The following is a 16,233-nucleotide window of genomic DNA, read 5'->3' on the forward strand; positions in this document are numbered from 1 at the left end:
GATACCCGCGCCGCGCCGGCCCAAGGGGAAGGGCTGCGAGCATGGCACAGAAGCAGGTGGTCGAAATTCAGGCACGAACTGTTGATGATGCTGTTCGACTCGCGCTTGAGCAACTCGGGTTGCCACGTGAGCAAGTGCACGTTGAAGTCCTTGTCGATAATGTCGCCGAAGGCGGCGAAGCGCTTGTGCGGGTCACGCCACTCCATGTCCTGGCGAATAGTGGAAATGCAACACGCACCGCTCCTCCTCGTGTAGATCCACAGACTGAAGCGCTCGTCAAGCAAGTGGTCCGTGAGTTGCTGTCGGCGATGGGCTTCACGTGCGATGTTATGGCTGTCGATAACCCATCAATCATCGAGCTGGGACCGAACGATCCACCAACAGTCTTTATTGATATTTTTGGCCCGCGTGCTGGGATGTTGATTGGGCGTCGTGGGGAACATCTGGCCCAGTTGCAATACCTGGTGAACGTTTTAGTTAACCGGCGACTGCCCCAGTGGACGCGGGTTATTCTTGACATTGAAGGGTATCGTAGTCGGCGCGAGGAATCACTGATTAATCTGGCGCAACGCGTTGCCCGACAAGTTGCTCGCACACGGCGTCCGGTAACGCTCGAGCCGATGCCTGCGAATGAACGCCGCGTGATCCACGTCGCGCTGCGGAATCATCCTGATGTGACGACACGGAGTAGCGGGGAGGGTGACCAACGCCGTGTGACGATTTATCCGCGTGGGATGGCGCCAGCTGACGGCTGAGCTGCGCTCACGCATGGCGAGGAGTCATGACGACAGGGAACCCAGCGGCTCCTGACTACGTGGCCATTGGGCACGTCACGGTTGACCTCTTGCCTGATGGTCGGCAAGTTCTTGGTGGCACGGCGCTCTATGCTGCGCTGACTGCAGCCCGATTTGGCTTGCACGCTGCCGTGCTGACCCGTGGCAACTTCGGTGCCTACAATCCGAACGTGCTCGAAGACCTTACCCGCTTTGCCCGTGAAATTGCTATCATCGTCCAGGAGGCAACAAGCGCAACAGTCTTCGCGAACCGCACAGTTGCTGGCCGTCGTGAGCAGACGTTGCACGGATGGGCTGGTGTGATCGACCTCAACGGCCTGCCACCAACGTGGCGCTCCGCACGGATTATTCACCTTGCACCAGTGGCGCAGGAAATCGATCCCCGGCAGGCTGGCCGCTTGACTCCTGAATACCTCGGTGTTACCCCACAGGGCTGGATGCGCCAGTGGCCGCGGGCGCTTCCTGGACGGGTCCGTCTTACCCCACTTCGGCTTCCATTGGAGCTCTTGAGCCATATCGATGGGCTTGTGCTCAATGCTGAAGAGCACACGCTTGCCCGCGACGAGATTGAGGCGGTATCGCGACGTGGGCTCGTTGCGATCACGCGCGGACCAGATGGTGCCCAGCTGATCGACCGCGGGCGTGTCTACGATATACCAGCCTATGCGGTACCCGTGGCTGATGACGTCGGAGCCGGCGACGTCTTTGCGTCGGTGCTCTTTCTGCTGCGGGCTGATCGTGAACCGGTCAGCTTCGCTGGTCGCATGGCGGCTGCAGCGGCGGCGTTGCGTATTCAGGGGCAGGGGCCCGATGCCGTGCCGACGCGAGCAGCAGTTGAAGAGTTCCTCGAGCGACGAGGCGATTTGCGTCGCTAAGCACTACCCTCTGCATGCGGTGACTCGGTAATCTCCTCCACACGGGCATTGGTTAAGCGGACAATATCGGCGGGGGCAATGGCAAGCATCGCGTCGCTTGCGCCTCCGCCGCCGTAGACGACTGCGTGCGCAAGCAGTGAGGCATCGACGACAACCGGCAACGGTGTAAGGTGGCCGACGGGTGGGGTTGCTCCCGGGGGGTAGCCGGTAGCCTGTTCGACTATGGCTGGGGAGGCCAAGCGTAGTCGTTCTCCGCCAACAAGGGCGGCAAGCTTTGCTGGATCGACGCGTCGATCGCCGGGTACGACGGCGAGGACGAGTGTACCGTTGCTGTTTGCGAACACGAGCGATTTGATGATCTGGCCTGGTGGTACACCGAGTGCTGCCGCTGCTTCTGGTACTGTTGCTGTTGAGCGACCAGGATAGAGCAACTGTGCGTCGACATGATGTGCAGCAAGATAGGCGGCAAGTGTCTCTGGTGTGCCACGTGCCATTCTTTGCTATCCCCTCCAGCGTATGGCATGCCCCAGGGGCAAGGAATCACCGTTGGGGAAGGCCCCTGGGGCAGGATGTTACTCAATCCGGACGATACGTGCGGAAAAGGTGCGCGCTGGTGCTTCAATTGTCACCACATCGCCGACTCGGTGGCCAAGCAGCGCCCGGCCGACCGGCGACTCGTTCGAGATGCGGCCTGCTGACGGCTTTGCCTCGACCGCTCCAACGATGGTATAGGTCTCTTCTTCACCATCGATCTCAATGGTGACCGTCGAGCCGATGCGTACGACTGAACGGTCGGTTCCATCCTCTTCGATGACCTCAACGCGTTTGAGCAGCTCTTCAATTTCGCGGATACGGCCTTCAATAAAGCCCTGGTCATGCTTGGCTGCATCATAGGCCGCATTCTCTCGGATATCGCCGTGCTCCCGCGCTTCCTGAATAATCCGGGCAATTTCGGGTCGGCGCCGCTTGACCAAGTCCTCATATTCCCGCTGTAGTGCTTCAAGCCCTTCACGGGTAATCGGAATCTTCTCACGTGCCATTGCTCGTTCACCACTTCCTTACCAGTATGACAGTCTGCGACAGCTGCCGCGTACATCAGCCCGGTAGTGGGCGAACACTCATGATACACAGCAGCAGGTACTTTCTGCCAATCCCCTCTGTTCCTAGTATGGTGGAGAGACATCAGCAGCAATGCGTAGTTTCACGCGGATAACGTAGGGACTTTGGTTGGTGATGGTAAGTGTGGTGCAGCCAACTCGGATAATGCCATTTGGCCCGCTGCCGAGCGGCATCGTTGTCCCCTGGCGTGTGCCATTGAGGGAGAGCTGGAGGTCAGAAGGAACAGGGTAGGGAAGAATGACCTGCCATGCAACAGCGAGGCCAAACGCCGCGCAGGGTGGTTGCTGTGTGTAGCCAATGCGGGCAGCGAGATCAAAAGGATCCCACGTCTGTGTGCCTCCATTCGGATCAAGCTGGATAATCAGGAAGTTTTCAACGACGCGATGAGTGAATGGAGTCGCGATCGGGATGCGTGGTGGATCCGGTGGCGGCGTCGGTGTGCCAGGACGTGGGGTTGCCGTTGGTGGAAGGTTCGGCGTTGGTGTGGGAGGTGGCGTCGGCGTACTCGTCGATTGCAACGGAGTAGGGGTAGGCAAAGGCAGTGGGGTCGGGAATGCTGGTGCAGGTTGAGCGGGCACAGTATGAGCAGGCACAGCGGGAAGTTGCGTGCTCTGCGGTAGCGCGGTTGGCGACGTAGCGTGTGAGCAGGACACGATGGCGAGGATGCTCAGGAGCATCGCCCAACGCAGAGGTCGCTTCACGGGTCTGCCTGCCATGGTCTCTCCTCTGCTCGCGTCTTCTGCCTGAGCAATTCTGGGAGATGGCCTCAGTGAGAGCAAGCATGTCTATCATGCTTGACAAGGCCGGCAAAACATGTCACGATAACAATACATGCGGCTGAACAGCCGCTTGCTAGAGATTGTGGAAAGGAAGCTGCCGGATGCGCCTCCGGCTCAGGCACAGGCTCAGCTTGCTCACTGACGTGTCGGTGACGACGCGAGGCTGGGGTGTGGGTACTGAGAGGAGGCACCAATGGCAGTATCTTCAGCGAAGACCGTTTTTCATCTCTTGACGGATGACGACCTTGCTCCCGAACAGGCGCAGGCTCTGATCGCGCTTGCGGCTGAGCTAAAGGCGCAGCATCAGGCTGGTCATCCGCAACATCATCTCCTGCGTGGCAAAACTCTCGCAATGATCTTCCAGAAGCCGTCAACACGCACGCGCGTTGCCTTTGAAGCTGGCATGGCCCAGCTTGGCGGTCATGCACTCTATCTTTCGACCAACGACTTGCAGCTTGGCCGAGGCGAAACAATTGCTGATACGGCCCGCGTGCTCTCACGCTATGTTGATGTCATCATGGCACGCGTCTTCAAGCATGCCGACGTCGTTGAGCTTGCTACCTATGCCACGGTTCCCGTCATCAACGGGCTCTCTGACCTTGCTCATCCGACCCAGGGTCTGGCTGATATGCTGACGATCAAGGAGCATCTTGGTGGCTGGGAAGGGCGGACACTTGCCTATCTGGGCTGTGCCAACAACATGGCTCATTCGCTGGCGCTTTCCGGGGCCCTCGTCGGACTCAACGTCCGCCTTGCCTGTCCGCCGGTGTGTGCACCCGATGCGACGATATTGGCGCGGGCTCAAGCCATTGCTGCAAAGACTGGTGCTCAGATCACCGTCCATGCAGATCCCTGGGAAGCGGTGGCCGGCGTCGATGTCGTGTACACCGATGTCTGGGTGAGCATGGGACAACAGGCGACCCCGACATTGCTCGAAGCCTTGCGGCCATACCAGGTTACGCCAGCGATCATGGCAGCAGCTGGGCCGCAGGCGATTTTCATGCACTGCTTGCCGATGTATCGTGGACAGGAAGTCGTTGCTGAGGTTGCTGATGGGCCACAGTCGGTTATCTTCGATCAGGCTGAGAATCGCCTGCACCTGCACAAGGCGTTGCTGGTTGCGCTGCTGACCGATGCAGGCACGCGTGTTTTCAGCGGTACGACGGCCTAGGAGGGCTCTTACTGCTGGAAGTTGGAGAGGACAGCCATCATGGTAAGGAGCGGCCTGTGGATCGCCAGCATGCCGTGATGGATAAGCAGTTTCACGTGACAGTCAACAACGTTGATTGCAATGCGCAGGTGACGCGCGATGGCGCACGTGTGACGTTAGACATGACCTGCCGACACACTGCTCGACGGCAGGCACGCATTGGCGAACCGCTTGCTTTACGCGCATGGGGCCATCTCAGGCAAGATCAGCGGTTGGCCGTGCAGTACGGCGTTTGGGTACTGTGGGATAGTGCCGAGCATCAGCGGCTCCGCTGGGGTGAAGATGTGCTTTCGGTTCCGCAAGATCTCGAGCCGTGGCTCCGGCAGCTTGGATTCCCAGCATCTGTTGCCGAGTCGCTTGCCGAGCATCTTGCGACATGGCTGCGCAGCACAAGCGAGCCAGGGTCATAAACGTTGTCGCTCCTGTGCTATCTGTGCCAGGCCCAAGGCCTGGTCAAGCAGCTCCGGCCCTGGGAACTGTTGGTGACGTAGGACCTTCGGCCGCGCTTTGCTAGGCAGCGCTTGCAGTGCCTCCTGGCAGAGCTTGAGTCCGAGCTTGCCCTTGTCTCGCCAGGCCTCAGCTGAGACGGGTGTCAGTCCATGGGCAAGCAGCGAGTAATTGCGCGTCGCAAGGAAGTCGCGCACCTTGCCGGCATGTGCGCTATACCAGGCTCCGAGTGGTTCGTCGGGATAGGCAGCAAGGAGTTCCCAGCTCTGGGTCAGGGCCAGGCGGATTGACCCCTCGCCGGTACCGGTTGCGGGATCGAGTTCACGGCGTGTGGTGAGCCGAGTGCGAAGCGGCTCGGGTACACGGGTGAGGTCAACGTCGCTCGTAAGAATGCCATGTCCGATGGCAAGACGGAGTTGGGCGAGGAGTTCGAGGGCGCGATAGATCCGGGCGATCGCGTCGTCGTAGCGTGCCTGGGCAGCCCGGCGCTCGGCGTTGAACAGGAGGTCGACGATGATAATGACGGGATCGTTGATCTGCCGGAGTTGTTCAGCGACGGCGTTGGCGGTTTGACCGGGTGTCCAGTCGGAGGGCTTCTGGAATGAAAAGGCTGCTACCACTCCCTGTATGGCCTCCAGGACGGGGAGCCAGCTGTGCCAATCGCGGCGGTAGATCTCGAGGAGGCGCTGTGCAGTAGTCAACTCGTACCGGTCCCAGGCATCAAAGGCCCGGCAGAGATCACGCGCTTTTTCGATCTGCTTCCGAAAGGTCGAGGAGAGCTCGCGCCTCATCGCTTCGTCGAGCGCTGCAGCGGCTTCGGCATAGTCGAAGCGCTTGAGCGCAGCCCGGGCAAGTGCGATGAACCGATAGGCGCGCATGTCATGAATACCAGAGACCGGCGCGAAGCTTTCGGTGCCGGGAATCACGGTTGCCTGCTGCCCTCGTGCCCCACGCACGAGACGCAACTGCACCTCGGGCGATCCCTCGCTGTCGAACGCAGCGAGCACGAGTGCTGCGCTCATTGACTTGGTGCCGGCGGTGTAATCGGCCAGGAGTTCCGCATCAGGGAAGCGGCGGCGCAGATCGGCGAAGCAGGTGACGAGCGCCTCGTAGCAGCGAACGAGGTCATCGGGATCGGCTAGGGTGAGTACCTCGTAGTGCTCAGGAGAGAGGCCAGTTAGTGTAGCGTACTCGGCGACGAAGCTAAAGCTTCCCCCCTGGGTCTCACCCGGCTGGGAGCAGACGAAGACGACGTAGTCAGGGTGAGCCTCACGGAGGGCGAATGCCTCTGGCCGCTCGGCAACGTTTCCGTTCATTGGTTTCCCCACGTTGAGGACGAGCACACGACGGACGTACTGTTGCATCACTCATCCTCCGTTGTGGAATACACCATAGCCGCTGGTCGTCTTGGCGCCGAAGCCCAGCTGGGCGAGTCCCTTTTGCAGCCAGCCTGTCGCAAGCGCACGCAGGCGGCCATCGGGATCGCGCGCATCCTGCCGGAGCCCGATCGCGATCCGGTAGCGCGTGCCGGGTGCGACAGTGAGGAAGGTGATCGGGGTCGGGTTCTGCCAGGGGGTCGGCGGGGTGTCACCGCGATAGTAGTCTGGGTAGTGGGGCGTCATCACGTCGAGTTCCAGGCGCCAGCCCGGCTCGGGGTAGGCATCGAAGAAAACAAGTGCTCCTGCCTGGGCGACCTCGTACGCTTCCCCCGACGTGGGTACGCGGCTGAAGACGGCGAGAAAAGCGGGATCCGACTCGTCGCGCTGCTCGACCAGGTGCGCGTAGGCACGTGCGACACCCTTGAGACCGCTGCCCGGTAGCACAGGGAATCCGAGGCGGTCGAAACGGAAGCCGGCCTCTAGTGGTCCCTGTGCACCGAGCCCGGTGACGAGGCGGCTTTCCAGTTGGAGAGAAAATGGCTCGGCTCCGGCTGCTCGCACGATTGCCTCCCAGCGCGCCAGCACATGTTGCGCGAGATCGCTTCTGGCAAGCCGCTCGACCGCCGCGATGACCTCGCGCAGGAAGTCGCGGCGTGGTGTCGAGTCGGTACGGTCGCCGAAGACGGCCGCTTCTGGGGCGAAGCGGTCGAAGAGGAGGGCTGGGTTCGCCACCCGGCCTTGCGCGCTGCTCCAGAACATCCGCGTAGCGGACGGGAGGAGCGGGTGCGGCCGAGCTTGCTCGCCGCTGGGGCGGTTAGCCGATCGGTCGCGTTCGCGTGGTGGGCCGGAGCGGCCACTCGAAGGATGTTGCGCCCTGCCACGTTGCGGTGGACGGCCGTTACCACGCGGCTGGTCGGATCGTGGGCGCTCGCGCATCGGCTCACTCCTTCACCAGGTCGGCTTCGGCGAACCGCTTGAGCCAGGAAAGAAAGGCGAGGGCTTCCAGCGTGGCCCGCCGGTACTCGGCGACACTCGCCTGGCAAACGATCCACTCGCGAAGATCGTCCTGCTCCTGACCGATGACTTGCTTCCCTATCCAGCGCGAGAGGTCGCGGGCGAGGTGGAGATGAGCGTTGATCTGCCCAGATTTTTCGGGCTTCTTGGAAAAGAGAAACGCCAGCGTCTGCCCCAGGCCGTGCAGTTGAACGAGCGAGGCTGCCTCGCGCGCGAGCTGGCCATATTCTGATGGGTAGCTCGTCTCCTTGACCGCTGCCACGCATTCCCAGGCGCGTGCTGCACGTTGCTGCTCAAGCGTTTGTTGGCGTGGTGTTGTATGTGCTGGCTGGCTCATTGTTCCCCTCCCCTTAAACCCGTGCCACGCGCAGGGCGACGGCACCGCGGCCGGTCGTCTCATCGCCACCGAGCCGGACACGCCGACCGTCGAGCTTGCCCGTCAACCAGCCGAGGAGCGACTGGGCGCCCTCATTCATCTTGTCGTAACGCGAGCGGGTAGCTGCTAAGAGACCGACCAGGAGTGTTTCCGCCGGCAATGCCTCGGTGGTCCAGAGTGCTCCTTGGTCGACTGTTTTCGTCTCATCCTTCAAGCGCACGTGAGCCTCGATTTCAGTTCCATAGAGCACGAAATCGCGAAAATCATTGTCGGCCAGAACGCAGAGATGCTTGGCAAGATTTTCCCGCCACCAGCTGTATTCCGGCGACTGAGGCAGGGCGTGAGCAGTGAGCCACTCGGCTAGCACCGAGACGTGATCAGCGAGCTCGCTGACCAGCGTGAAGCTGTATTCCTCAAGAACCACTCCGGTCTGCTGGCCCGCTTGCACGCGCAAGGCACTGCTGCTGGTAACGGCGCACTGGCCCGGCTGCAGGGCAATGAAGCGGGTAGGGTCGACTGGCCCCTCGATCCCGGCTAGCTGTGCGAGCCGACCGAGGCGAGCCAGGGCGGTGGGACTCGTCGTCCATGCGAAGACACCGGACAGTGAACGAACCGGAAAGAGAACGATCTGAAGGTCAGTGACCTGAAGGCAACCAGCGTGACTTGAGGCTTCCTCTGGTCGATCCGGCCCGAAGAGAGCACGGTGCCGCTCGGCATCCGCACCATTTGTCTGCGTTGTTGCCCGGAGTACTCCTTTAACGCTGGAAGCCTGGACAATCGGAAAGCCGGTGATCCGCTCGCGCTGGATCGGCAAGTCCACCGTCCCTAGCGCTCGACCGGTTCCGGCATGAAGCGGAGTCTCGCAGTAGGCAAAGAGCAGCGCACACGCTTCAGCCATGTCACCATACTCCGATCGCTACTGTACCGAATCCGATCTCTCGGCCCCAATCGCTCACCGTGAACCACGGAAACTCGCTCGACCAGCGCGGCCGCGCCGTACCGCGGGCGACGAAGTAATAGGCGCTGCCGGCCGGCACTGCCCGCTGGGCGGGGCGTTCGCTCCCCCGCGCGATGTCGAACCCCCCAATCGTCTCGTACCGATCGAGTGCTGCGGCGACCAGCTCTACCTGACCATCGAAAACGGTGCGCCAATCGTACGGTTGCCAGCCTTGAGCGAAGATCGCTGGTGTGAGGAAGTAGAGCACGAACCGCTCGGGCAGCGGGTCTGGTATCGGTGGTGGGACGAACGAGGCGAGCTCCTCGAATCGGGCCGAACGCCGCTCGCCGCCGAGTGCCAGGACCCCCGTTTCCTCAGGCCAGTCGAGCCCGGTGAAGGAGACAAGCAACCCGACACCGGGGGCTGGCCGGACGTAGCGCGCTTCGTAGTAGAGCCCCTCGCGTGTGGTGCGGCGCGACGAATCCTGGGCGATGCCGATGCGAACTTCGTCTTCCCAGAGTGTTTCCTGCCGAACGCCGAATACTGACTCGCCCTGACAGTAGGCAGGAAGAGCGGCTAAGCGCAACCACATGCGCTGGCTCACCTTCTCCAATCCTTCCTCGCCCGTCTCCCAGAGCGGAAAGAGCAAGGGAGTTGGTGCGTTCATGCGCAACCAACCCGGTGGCTCCTTCGGGGCTGGGAGGCGTTGGAGCTGGCGACCGTGGGTAGTTGCGTCGGCGGGCGGAGCGAGAAGGACCTCGAGTTGTCCAGTCTCATCCCGGCGCGCAACGAGCGGCCCGGCCAGGCGCAATGGCCCCCAGTCGTCTGGTCCACCGACCGTCGCGGCGACCGCTGATGTGTCCCACACGGGGACACGGCTGTGCACGATGAGGTGATGGGTGCGCAGCGCGCCCTGCATGACGAGCGGACTGGGTGGGAAACGGCTTGCTGCGCGGAATTGCTGCCCGGCTGTGAATGGACGGCCATCACGGAAGAGCCAGACATCAAGTGGCTCTAGGAACAACGTCTTCACTCCCCGCCTCCTCTCGCCAGAAAGCGAGCTAGCGCGAGCCAATCGGCCAACTGTGCTGGCCCAGGGGGTACCCGTTCGAGCTGGTGCGTGTTGGTCTCATCCGGCAGACTCGCCCGCAGTTGGTCGTAGCTCATCGCGAAGGCGTACAGCCGATCAACGAGGTGCTCACGCTCTTCGCTCGTCCCGGATGGCCACTCCCCCTGACGCTTCACGGCGCGGGCAAGCACTGCCCGGAACGCGGCGTCGACCTGCGGGAAGGCACGGGCAAGCTGCCGCAGGTCAGTTGGCAGACGCCCAGAGAGGCTCCCAGCACCGTCGCGGCGAAAACGGTCAACGAGGTCGGTCAGGTCGAGTGCTGCCAGCTGGTCCGTGCGAGCGACGACGCGGATGGTCTCGCCCCCACGCGGCTGGAGTTCGACGGCAATGGCGCTCTTTCCCGGCAGCCGTTTGGCTCGCTTCTCTGCCTCGCGAGCACTCTGGAGAAGGTCACCGAGCGGCTCCAGCCAGTGTCCGATCGCAATCCCGGCCGATGCAGTGCGCCCACCGGTCTTTTCCAAGAAGGTGCGGGCAAGCGTCAGGGCGAGCGGCACGGCCTGCTCAGCTGGTGCCAACGCGACCACGTCGTCGCCACCGCGGTAGACGTAGACACCGTCGGGCGCCGCAGCCTGCAGGACATTTTCCGCTGCGTCGGCGAAGTGCGTGAGGGCGCGGCTAACCTCGCGGTGGGCCTCGACGCCACCTTCGGCCAGCACGCTGGCCAGCCATTGCCCCATTGAGTCGCCGTCGAGCACCAGGACTGCCACATAGCGTGACGGACGATGGCCAACTACTTGGTAGAGCTTGGCCAGGCGAGCACGTGCGTCGCGGAGTATCGAGTCAACCTGGGTACGTCGCTGCTCAGCTCGAGCCGGGTCGAGGCCGAGTTCCTCAACCAGCGCTGGCCACTCGAGCGTTGCCTCGTAGAGAAAGGCGCCATCGTAGGGAAAGCCTTCGATCGCGAGGCCGGTCCGGCGATACCGATCTGGTTGCTCGCCGAACGCAGTCACGAGGAGTTCGAAAGCATCACGGTACGACGCGAGGGCTTGTGCTGCCTGCACGGCCGCTCGGCGAGCGAAGGGGCGGGCGGTGATCGTCGGTACCGAGGGGTACGATGTCTTTGCACCATGGAAGCGCTTCACTGTACCGACCGCATCAAGCCGCTCGTGCTCGCCGACAAGCCGCGCACCGCGAGGATGCCGGCGTACCCTGCGCCAGAAAGCGCGGGGATCTTCGCCGTCGCAGGCGAGTGCGGCGCGATTGCCGCTGAGCGTGTCCTTGGCACCCGCCTCGGCATGCTGGACGAAGACGCGCGTCTTCTTGAGCGCGGCGACACCAGCCTGGGATCGGCCAAACGCCGTTGCATAATCGTCGTTCTCGATACGCGCGGCAGCCCAGTAGACTTCCCAGAGATCCGCAACCTGTGACCGCCACTGCCGCTCAAGCTTCTCGTCGAGATCGACCAGCCCCCGGAGTGTGGTGAGTGCCTCGTCGGCGAATGCCTGCCAGCGAGCCTGGAGCGCTGCAGTTGCCTGCTGGGCAAGTTGCTTGGCATCCTCCCTAGGTACGCGGGCGACGATGACATTCGGTGGGTCACCGGCATCGAGGTTAGCCGGGTAGATCAGGTCGGCACCAGCTTCCTGGAGTGAGCGGGCAGCAGCCCGGACCAGCTCGGCCAGGATACGGCTGCCGGCGTAGAGGTCAGCTGTCCGTCGGGCTTCAGCGATGAACGTCTGGACTGGGCTAACAGTGAAGCGGAGGAGTGCGTCAGGCATAATGTACCTCCGCAACGTTGGAGAAGTTCTTGTACAAGCTTTCGGCAACGATCTTGTGTAGGTCTTCTAACTTCTCTATCTTCACTAATCCGATATCACTGTACAATTGAGATTTAAATAATGTAACGACACCGATGAGTTGCCTTTTAACAGTTTGCGTTACTGAAAAGCAGAGGGGTGAAGGTCTTCTAACTTTCGCTACGGGTGTAGCTTTTAGCGGGGCACCCAGTACGATACGATCATGCAACTCAAAGGCTTCACGCGTATCGAGTAGAAATTGCTGAAAGCATCGCAACGCAACCTTCCATGGTTGGTCTTCCTTGGCAGTAGCTGGTGATACCATACCTGATGAACTGGTGGAGCGCTCGCCATTAAATGAAACCAGCCAGATGAAGCAGTAAGACGGATGGAGAATTTCCCAGCGGGGCAAACTAGTGGAAAACTCGGCGCTAACCCCGAATTTAGCCCGAATTTCTGAGAGGTTTTGCCCGACCTGTTGAGCGGCTGAATTTAGCTCAGGAAGGAGGTGAAGAGGAAGCTTGTTGATTGACATTGGGCGATAGCCAACGCTCCCATCAGGTAATCTCGTGGGACGAAATTCAACCCCGATGCTTCCTGCAGCACGCCTGCTTCGCGCTCCTAGACCCCCAAGGTGGATCAGTAGCCACGTAGCAATCAGAGCTTTTTGCCACGCAGTTCCGCTTATATCGCGGGGTACCCCAAAGCGTTCTGCTAGCTCGAGAGTAAATGTTGAACCTGGGGCGAAATACATCCTTGATAGCTGGGATTTGCCAGATTGTTGCATGCCGAATAATAAATATTTCATCTCAACTAGTGAAGTATCAAACCTCTCGATCTTGGTGGACCGGCCTGCAACCCGCACGACGATCTTGGAGGCACCGGCTTTGCTCTCACCCCCAGCTTCGCCGAATGTCTCAGCCTCGACCCGGCGGATCTTGGCAAGTGCCGCATCGTCCGTCCCGTAGCAGCCGCCGAGGAGCGCGCGTAGCCAGAAGCGCAACGCCCCGCGTACGGCCGTTGCCCGGAGTTCTGGCTGGCCGCGTGGGTCGGCACCACCGAGAAAGAGTGGTGTAAGGGTCTCCAGTGGAAAGAGGATACGGTGTGGCGTCGCTACCGTCTGTTCGCTCATGATTCCCACCTCTTCTTCGAGTGCTCTGACGAGCCGTGCCTGGCAGTCCAGCCTGTCTGTGCGTTGCCGCAGCAAAGTCAGCCCGGATACGCCGGCAGCCTAGGGCAGACCGAGGGCATCGCGAGCTTGCTCGATCGTGACTGCGAAGTTCACTCCCTGGATCGTGACTCCTGCACGCTCACGCACACCCCACGCCGCAATCCCGACGACCTCGCCGCGTTCGTTCAGCACAGGCCCGCCACTGTTCCCCGGGTTCATTGCGGCATCGGTTTGCAAACAGGCTACCCCGTCGATGACCCGTCGGCCCGACAGCACCCCACGCGTTACCGTTGGGTCGCCGAGTAAGTCAGCGCCTAACGCATAGCCCACCACGTAGAGTGGGTCACCTGGCTCTAACACGGCAGCGCTGCCCAGGGGAAGTGGCCGCAACCCGCCCGTATCGTTCGCCTCAAGCAGTGCCACATCGGCATGCTCGTTGACTCGCAACACATGTGCCGGATGTTCCTGCCCGTCTGGCGTGATCACGCGCACTTGGGGAGCGTCAGCAATGACGTGCGCGGCCGTCAGGATCCGTGTCGTGGTTCCCTGCTGCTGCCAGGCAAAGCCAGTACCTTGCCCGTTCGGAGTCCGCACCTGTACGACGCCAGCTAGTGCGGATCGGGCTGGGTTCGTCGAGTTGCTCAGCGCTGTGGGCGTCATCCCAGCCGTTGGCGTAGTACCGGGCGTGGATGCTTTCGGCGTGGGGTTTGGGCTCGTCTGCGTGCCAACCGGTGTCGCTAACGGTGTCACAGTGAGTTGGACACGTGGATCGAGCGTCGGTGGGGCTGGGGCTGGTCCCCAGGCGCGGCTGAGCAGCAGCCCGCCGGCGACCAGCCCGCCGACAATAATCACGAGTGCTACGGTGAGTCCTGCCGTTACCAAGCGCATAGTGCCTCCGGACTTAGCTGGGAAGCTGGTTCAGCAGTGCATTCCGCTGGGCGAAAAGTTCACGTAACCGCTGGATACTGGCGTTTGCCCGGCTCGATGCCTGCTGGTAGGCAACGGCGCTGCCGTAGCGGTAGGCGTCTTGCATGTCGATGAACGCCTCGACCAGGTTTCCAAATTCCTTGTGAATCTCGTTGTCCAGTACGACAACCTTGGCCAGCACCGTGCCCGCTTGCTCAGCTGTAGCTGCTCGCGACTGCTGGCGTGAGGCTTCCTGCTGGGCCTGCTGGAGCTGGCGGTTACGGTCGTCGAGCGACTGTTGTAGGCTCGACACTTTGGTCTGCAATTCAGCGTTGCTGCTGCGCAAGGCCGCTGCTTCCCCGGCCAGCTTGTCGCGCTCCTGCGTCACCTGGTCGCGTTCTTGCGTGAGGCGGTCACGTTGGTTGGTGAGCTGCCGCACTTGGTCTTGTAAGCCAATATTCGCATCCGTGAGGCTCTGCACCTGTCCCTGAAGCGTACTGATCGTCGTGTTGCGCTGCCGGATCTGGGTCGTTGCATAGGCTGCGCCTATCCCGAGTGCCAGCAGGAGTACAGTGGTGAGCACACCCAACAGCGCGGCCACGATGCCCCAGGTGCGCCGTGGAGGCGCTGCGAGCAGCGGTTCACTGGCTGCCCAGGCAGGTTGCGCTGCCGGAACGGATGCTGGCACCACCGCTTCGAGCGGCCGTGTCTGCTCAGGTGGAGGTGGTGGCGACGCGGTTGTGTTGCTAGAGGTGGCGGCGCGCTCCATTGGTTCCGGGGCCACGTGTGGTGTGTCAACCGGCTGTCCTGCTGGTGCCGCATCTGCGAGATGAGCTGGCGTTGCAGCCGGTGTCGTCGCTGCGATGGGTGTGCCCGACCCGTCTCCGGTTGCAGGAGCCGCCGCTGGGTGCAAGGCCGTGCCACAGTGGGGGCAGAAGCGAGCTTCATCGCTCACTGGTGCCTGACAGTGTGCGCAGTGCATAGGGCAACGCGTCCTTTCCGTCGTGTGCCGTGCAGTCGCTACTACTTGTGCTAGTACTTGTGCTAGCTGCCGAGACTTTGTAGCACTTGCATCGCAGCAGCGAACTCGGCTGCGGCCGTTCTGAGAAAGCCAGGATCGCCGGTGTCAAGGAATGCTCGGAGCGCGCGAGCCCCGTTATCGAGGTGGTCGGTCAGCAGTGTCAGCCGACTATGGAGGGTTCCGAGGCTCGGTGGCGGTGTAATAGAGCGGAACGTTTCAGCGATATCCTGGATGTACTGGAGCCGGCTTGTTGTGTCGTCGTACCAGTGCTGGCTCCCCAGGTTCGGCGTCTGCAGAAGCGGCTGCAGCGAGTCGAAGATCGTGGACAGTTGAAGGATCGTTGGTACGACGGCGTCAAGGTAGCTGAGTTCAGAATCGCGTGCTCCACTGTAACCTTGCGTGTCTTGCCAGCCGTAGCTGTAGCGGCCGAGGCCGAGTTGCTCGTAACGCCAGGTGTAATAGTGCTGGCCGACGTTGCCCGCTTCGACACGCCAGCCGGGTGGGTTATCTGGCGTGTAGGTCAGGACCCGCCGTTCAAAGACTTGCACTAGCACCCGTTTCGGCACTCCACCGACTAATACCGTTGTCCAGTAGGCTTCAGTCAACGGCAGTCCGGTCGCGTAGAAAGGATTGGAGAAGAGTGGCCCCTGCTGGAACTGTCCGTCCCAGTAAATCGTTCCCGTGCTGTTCATGAAGTCCCAGAAGACCGATGCCACAGTGTGGTTTGTCTCGCGCACGTAGTAGGCTGCAGTGACGTTATATCGCGCGAGCGCTTGATCAGCGCCGACATTGCCGGCCCGGTCAACCGTTTGGATAATCACCCAGCCAGTTGGAACTGGGCTGAAGCCCATGAGACGGTTGAAGGTCGCATAGGTTGGCCCATTCGGATCGTTGGCGTCGCCCGCGACGTTGACCTGAGCTGGGCTGAAGTCGAGAAACCGGTTGTCACCAACTTGTACCTTGCCGGTAATCAGTTCCTTAGCCAGCAGCCCATTCGTAACATACCAGGGGTTTACTGGGTCAGCCCCTTGATCGGTAATTTCCATGCGCGTTTTGTCGAAATATTGCACCAGGCGATAGTTGTAGCTCTGGTTATGGATTGATCCCTCGGCATACGGTTCAAAGATGACGTGGGTGTTGGCTTGCGGACCCCACATCCACGTCCGGTTTGCCCGCCCAGCAGCGACTGGTCGGTCGGTTCGATTCCAGGTGCGCTGAAAAGCGGCATTGAGACCACCGCTTGCTGCTGCCTGTGTTGGTGCGCTTGGCAAAGCAACAAGAAAGCTGAGCAACAACAGGCTGACAAGTGACCAACGGACACGCCGTGTCATAAATCCCCTCCC

Annotated in this window: 17 protein-coding genes; 4 read left to right on the plus strand and 13 right to left on the minus strand. The window is 61.5% G+C overall.

Annotated elements, in window-relative coordinates; genetic code table 11:
* Positions 1-41: 41 nt before the first annotated feature.
* Positions 42-755 (plus strand): RNA-binding cell elongation regulator Jag/EloR, encoded by a 714-nt coding sequence (jag, locus tag N675_RS05670; RefSeq protein WP_038038468.1) that lies wholly within the window; start codon positions 42-44, stop codon positions 753-755.
* Positions 756-781: 26 nt separating this feature from the next.
* On the plus strand, positions 782-1,669 hold the full coding sequence (locus N675_RS05675) for a PfkB family carbohydrate kinase (protein WP_038038470.1): 888 nt from the start codon (positions 782-784) through the stop codon (positions 1,667-1,669).
* Here N675_RS05675 and N675_RS05680 read toward each other — a convergent pair.
* The 3 genes from N675_RS05680 to N675_RS14450 form a co-directional block, all read right to left on the minus strand.
* Positions 1,666-2,163: an aminoacyl-tRNA deacylase gene (locus tag N675_RS05680; protein ID WP_081886894.1), complete on the minus strand. Its 498-nt coding sequence runs from the start codon at positions 2,161-2,163 to the stop codon at positions 1,666-1,668. The genes N675_RS05675 and N675_RS05680 overlap by 4 nt on opposite strands.
* Positions 2,164-2,241: 78 nt before the next feature.
* A complete protein-coding gene (gene greA, locus N675_RS05685) occupies positions 2,242-2,709 on the minus strand; it encodes a transcription elongation factor GreA (protein ID WP_038038472.1) in 468 nt (155 codons plus the stop codon).
* Positions 2,710-2,832: 123 nt separating this feature from the next.
* Entirely contained in the window at positions 2,833-3,504 is a 672-nt protein-coding gene (locus N675_RS14450) for a hypothetical protein (protein WP_038038474.1), read from the minus strand.
* 256 nt (positions 3,505-3,760) lie between these two features.
* Here N675_RS14450 and argF point away from each other — a divergent pair, with 256 nt between their 5' ends.
* Together argF and N675_RS05700 are read left to right on the plus strand one after the other, a co-directional pair.
* Positions 3,761-4,738 carry an ornithine carbamoyltransferase gene (argF, locus tag N675_RS05695; RefSeq protein ID WP_038038476.1) on the plus strand — a complete coding sequence of 326 codons (978 nt, stop codon included), beginning with the start codon at positions 3,761-3,763 and terminating at the stop codon, positions 4,736-4,738.
* Between the two features lie 56 nt (positions 4,739-4,794).
* Positions 4,795-5,187 (plus strand): hypothetical protein, encoded by a 393-nt coding sequence (locus N675_RS05700; RefSeq protein WP_038038477.1) that lies wholly within the window; start codon positions 4,795-4,797, stop codon positions 5,185-5,187.
* Here N675_RS05700 and N675_RS05705 read toward each other — a convergent pair.
* The 10 genes from N675_RS05705 to N675_RS05750 all read right to left on the minus strand — a co-directional run bounded on the left by N675_RS05705 (position 5,182) and on the right by N675_RS05750 (position 16,221).
* Entirely contained in the window at positions 5,182-6,588 is a 1,407-nt protein-coding gene (locus N675_RS05705) for a TIGR02710 family CRISPR-associated CARF protein (protein WP_038038479.1), read from the minus strand. The two genes, N675_RS05700 and N675_RS05705, sit on opposite strands and share 6 nt — an antisense overlap.
* Positions 6,589-6,591: 3 nt before the next feature.
* A complete protein-coding gene (gene cmr6, locus N675_RS13610) occupies positions 6,592-7,539 on the minus strand; it encodes a type III-B CRISPR module RAMP protein Cmr6 (protein WP_051914261.1) in 948 nt (315 codons plus the stop codon).
* Positions 7,540-7,543: 4 nt separating this feature from the next.
* On the minus strand, positions 7,544-7,954 hold the full coding sequence (gene cmr5, locus N675_RS05715) for a type III-B CRISPR module-associated protein Cmr5 (protein ID WP_038038480.1): 411 nt from the start codon (positions 7,952-7,954) through the stop codon (positions 7,544-7,546).
* Between the two features lie 13 nt (positions 7,955-7,967).
* A complete protein-coding gene (cmr4, locus tag N675_RS05720; protein WP_038038481.1) occupies positions 7,968-8,891 on the minus strand; it encodes a type III-B CRISPR module RAMP protein Cmr4 in 924 nt (307 codons plus the stop codon).
* Position 8,892: 1 nt separating this feature from the next.
* Positions 8,893-9,963 carry a type III-B CRISPR module-associated Cmr3 family protein gene (locus tag N675_RS05725; RefSeq protein ID WP_038038482.1) on the minus strand — a complete coding sequence of 357 codons (1,071 nt, stop codon included), beginning with the start codon at positions 9,961-9,963 and terminating at the stop codon, positions 8,893-8,895.
* The gene (gene cas10 / locus N675_RS05730; RefSeq protein ID WP_038038484.1) at positions 9,960-11,774 is read right to left on the minus strand and encodes a type III-B CRISPR-associated protein Cas10/Cmr2; all 1,815 of its coding nucleotides are present in this window, start codon (positions 11,772-11,774) and stop codon (positions 9,960-9,962) included. Before cas10 ends, N675_RS05725 begins: the two co-directional genes overlap by 4 nt.
* Positions 11,767-12,924 carry a type III-B CRISPR module RAMP protein Cmr1 gene (gene cmr1 / locus N675_RS05735; RefSeq protein ID WP_038038485.1) on the minus strand — a complete coding sequence of 386 codons (1,158 nt, stop codon included), beginning with the start codon at positions 12,922-12,924 and terminating at the stop codon, positions 11,767-11,769. The genes cas10 and cmr1 overlap by 8 nt, the downstream gene beginning before the upstream one ends.
* A gap of 99 nt (positions 12,925-13,023) precedes the next feature.
* Entirely contained in the window at positions 13,024-13,851 is an 828-nt protein-coding gene (locus N675_RS05740; protein ID WP_051914264.1) for a S1C family serine protease, read from the minus strand.
* Positions 13,852-13,864: 13 nt separating this feature from the next.
* Positions 13,865-14,851, minus strand: coding sequence for a zinc ribbon domain-containing protein (locus tag N675_RS05745; RefSeq protein WP_038038487.1), 987 nt, complete (start codon positions 14,849-14,851; stop codon positions 13,865-13,867).
* 62 nt (positions 14,852-14,913) lie between these two features.
* Positions 14,914-16,221, minus strand: a complete 1,308-nt coding sequence (locus N675_RS05750) for a hypothetical protein (RefSeq protein WP_051914266.1) — start codon at positions 16,219-16,221, stop codon at positions 14,914-14,916.
* Positions 16,222-16,233: the final 12 nt, after the last annotated feature.

Source organism: Thermorudis peleae (genome assembly GCF_000744775.1).
Taxonomy (GTDB): domain Bacteria; phylum Chloroflexota; class Chloroflexia; order Thermomicrobiales; family Thermomicrobiaceae; genus Thermorudis; species Thermorudis peleae.

Coding starts and splice junctions, on each gene's coding strand:
- jag (WP_038038468.1), top strand. CDS start 42: ATGGCACAGAAGCAGGTGGTCGAAATTCAGGCACGAACTGTTGATGAT.
- N675_RS05675 (WP_038038470.1), top strand. CDS start 782: ATGACGACAGGGAACCCAGCGGCTCCTGACTACGTGGCCATTGGGCAC.
- N675_RS05680 (WP_081886894.1), bottom strand. CDS start 2,163: ATGGCACGTGGCACACCAGAGACACTTGCCGCCTATCTTGCTGCACAT.
- greA (WP_038038472.1), bottom strand. CDS start 2,709: ATGGCACGTGAGAAGATTCCGATTACCCGTGAAGGGCTTGAAGCACTA.
- N675_RS14450 (WP_038038474.1), bottom strand. CDS start 3,504: ATGGCAGGCAGACCCGTGAAGCGACCTCTGCGTTGGGCGATGCTCCTG.
- argF (WP_038038476.1), top strand. CDS start 3,761: ATGGCAGTATCTTCAGCGAAGACCGTTTTTCATCTCTTGACGGATGAC.
- N675_RS05705 (WP_038038479.1), bottom strand. CDS start 6,588: ATGCAACAGTACGTCCGTCGTGTGCTCGTCCTCAACGTGGGGAAACCA.
- cmr6 (WP_051914261.1), bottom strand. CDS start 7,539: ATGCGCGAGCGCCCACGATCCGACCAGCCGCGTGGTAACGGCCGTCCA.
- cmr5 (WP_038038480.1), bottom strand. CDS start 7,954: ATGAGCCAGCCAGCACATACAACACCACGCCAACAAACGCTTGAGCAG.
- cmr4 (WP_038038481.1), bottom strand. CDS start 8,891: ATGGCTGAAGCGTGTGCGCTGCTCTTTGCCTACTGCGAGACTCCGCTT.
- cas10 (WP_038038484.1), bottom strand. CDS start 11,774: ATGCCTGACGCACTCCTCCGCTTCACTGTTAGCCCAGTCCAGACGTTC.
- cmr1 (WP_038038485.1), bottom strand. CDS start 12,924: ATGAGCGAACAGACGGTAGCGACGCCACACCGTATCCTCTTTCCACTG.
- N675_RS05740 (WP_051914264.1), bottom strand. CDS start 13,851: ATGCGCTTGGTAACGGCAGGACTCACCGTAGCACTCGTGATTATTGTC.
- N675_RS05745 (WP_038038487.1), bottom strand. CDS start 14,851: ATGCACTGCGCACACTGTCAGGCACCAGTGAGCGATGAAGCTCGCTTC.
- N675_RS05750 (WP_051914266.1), bottom strand. CDS start 16,221: ATGACACGGCGTGTCCGTTGGTCACTTGTCAGCCTGTTGTTGCTCAGC.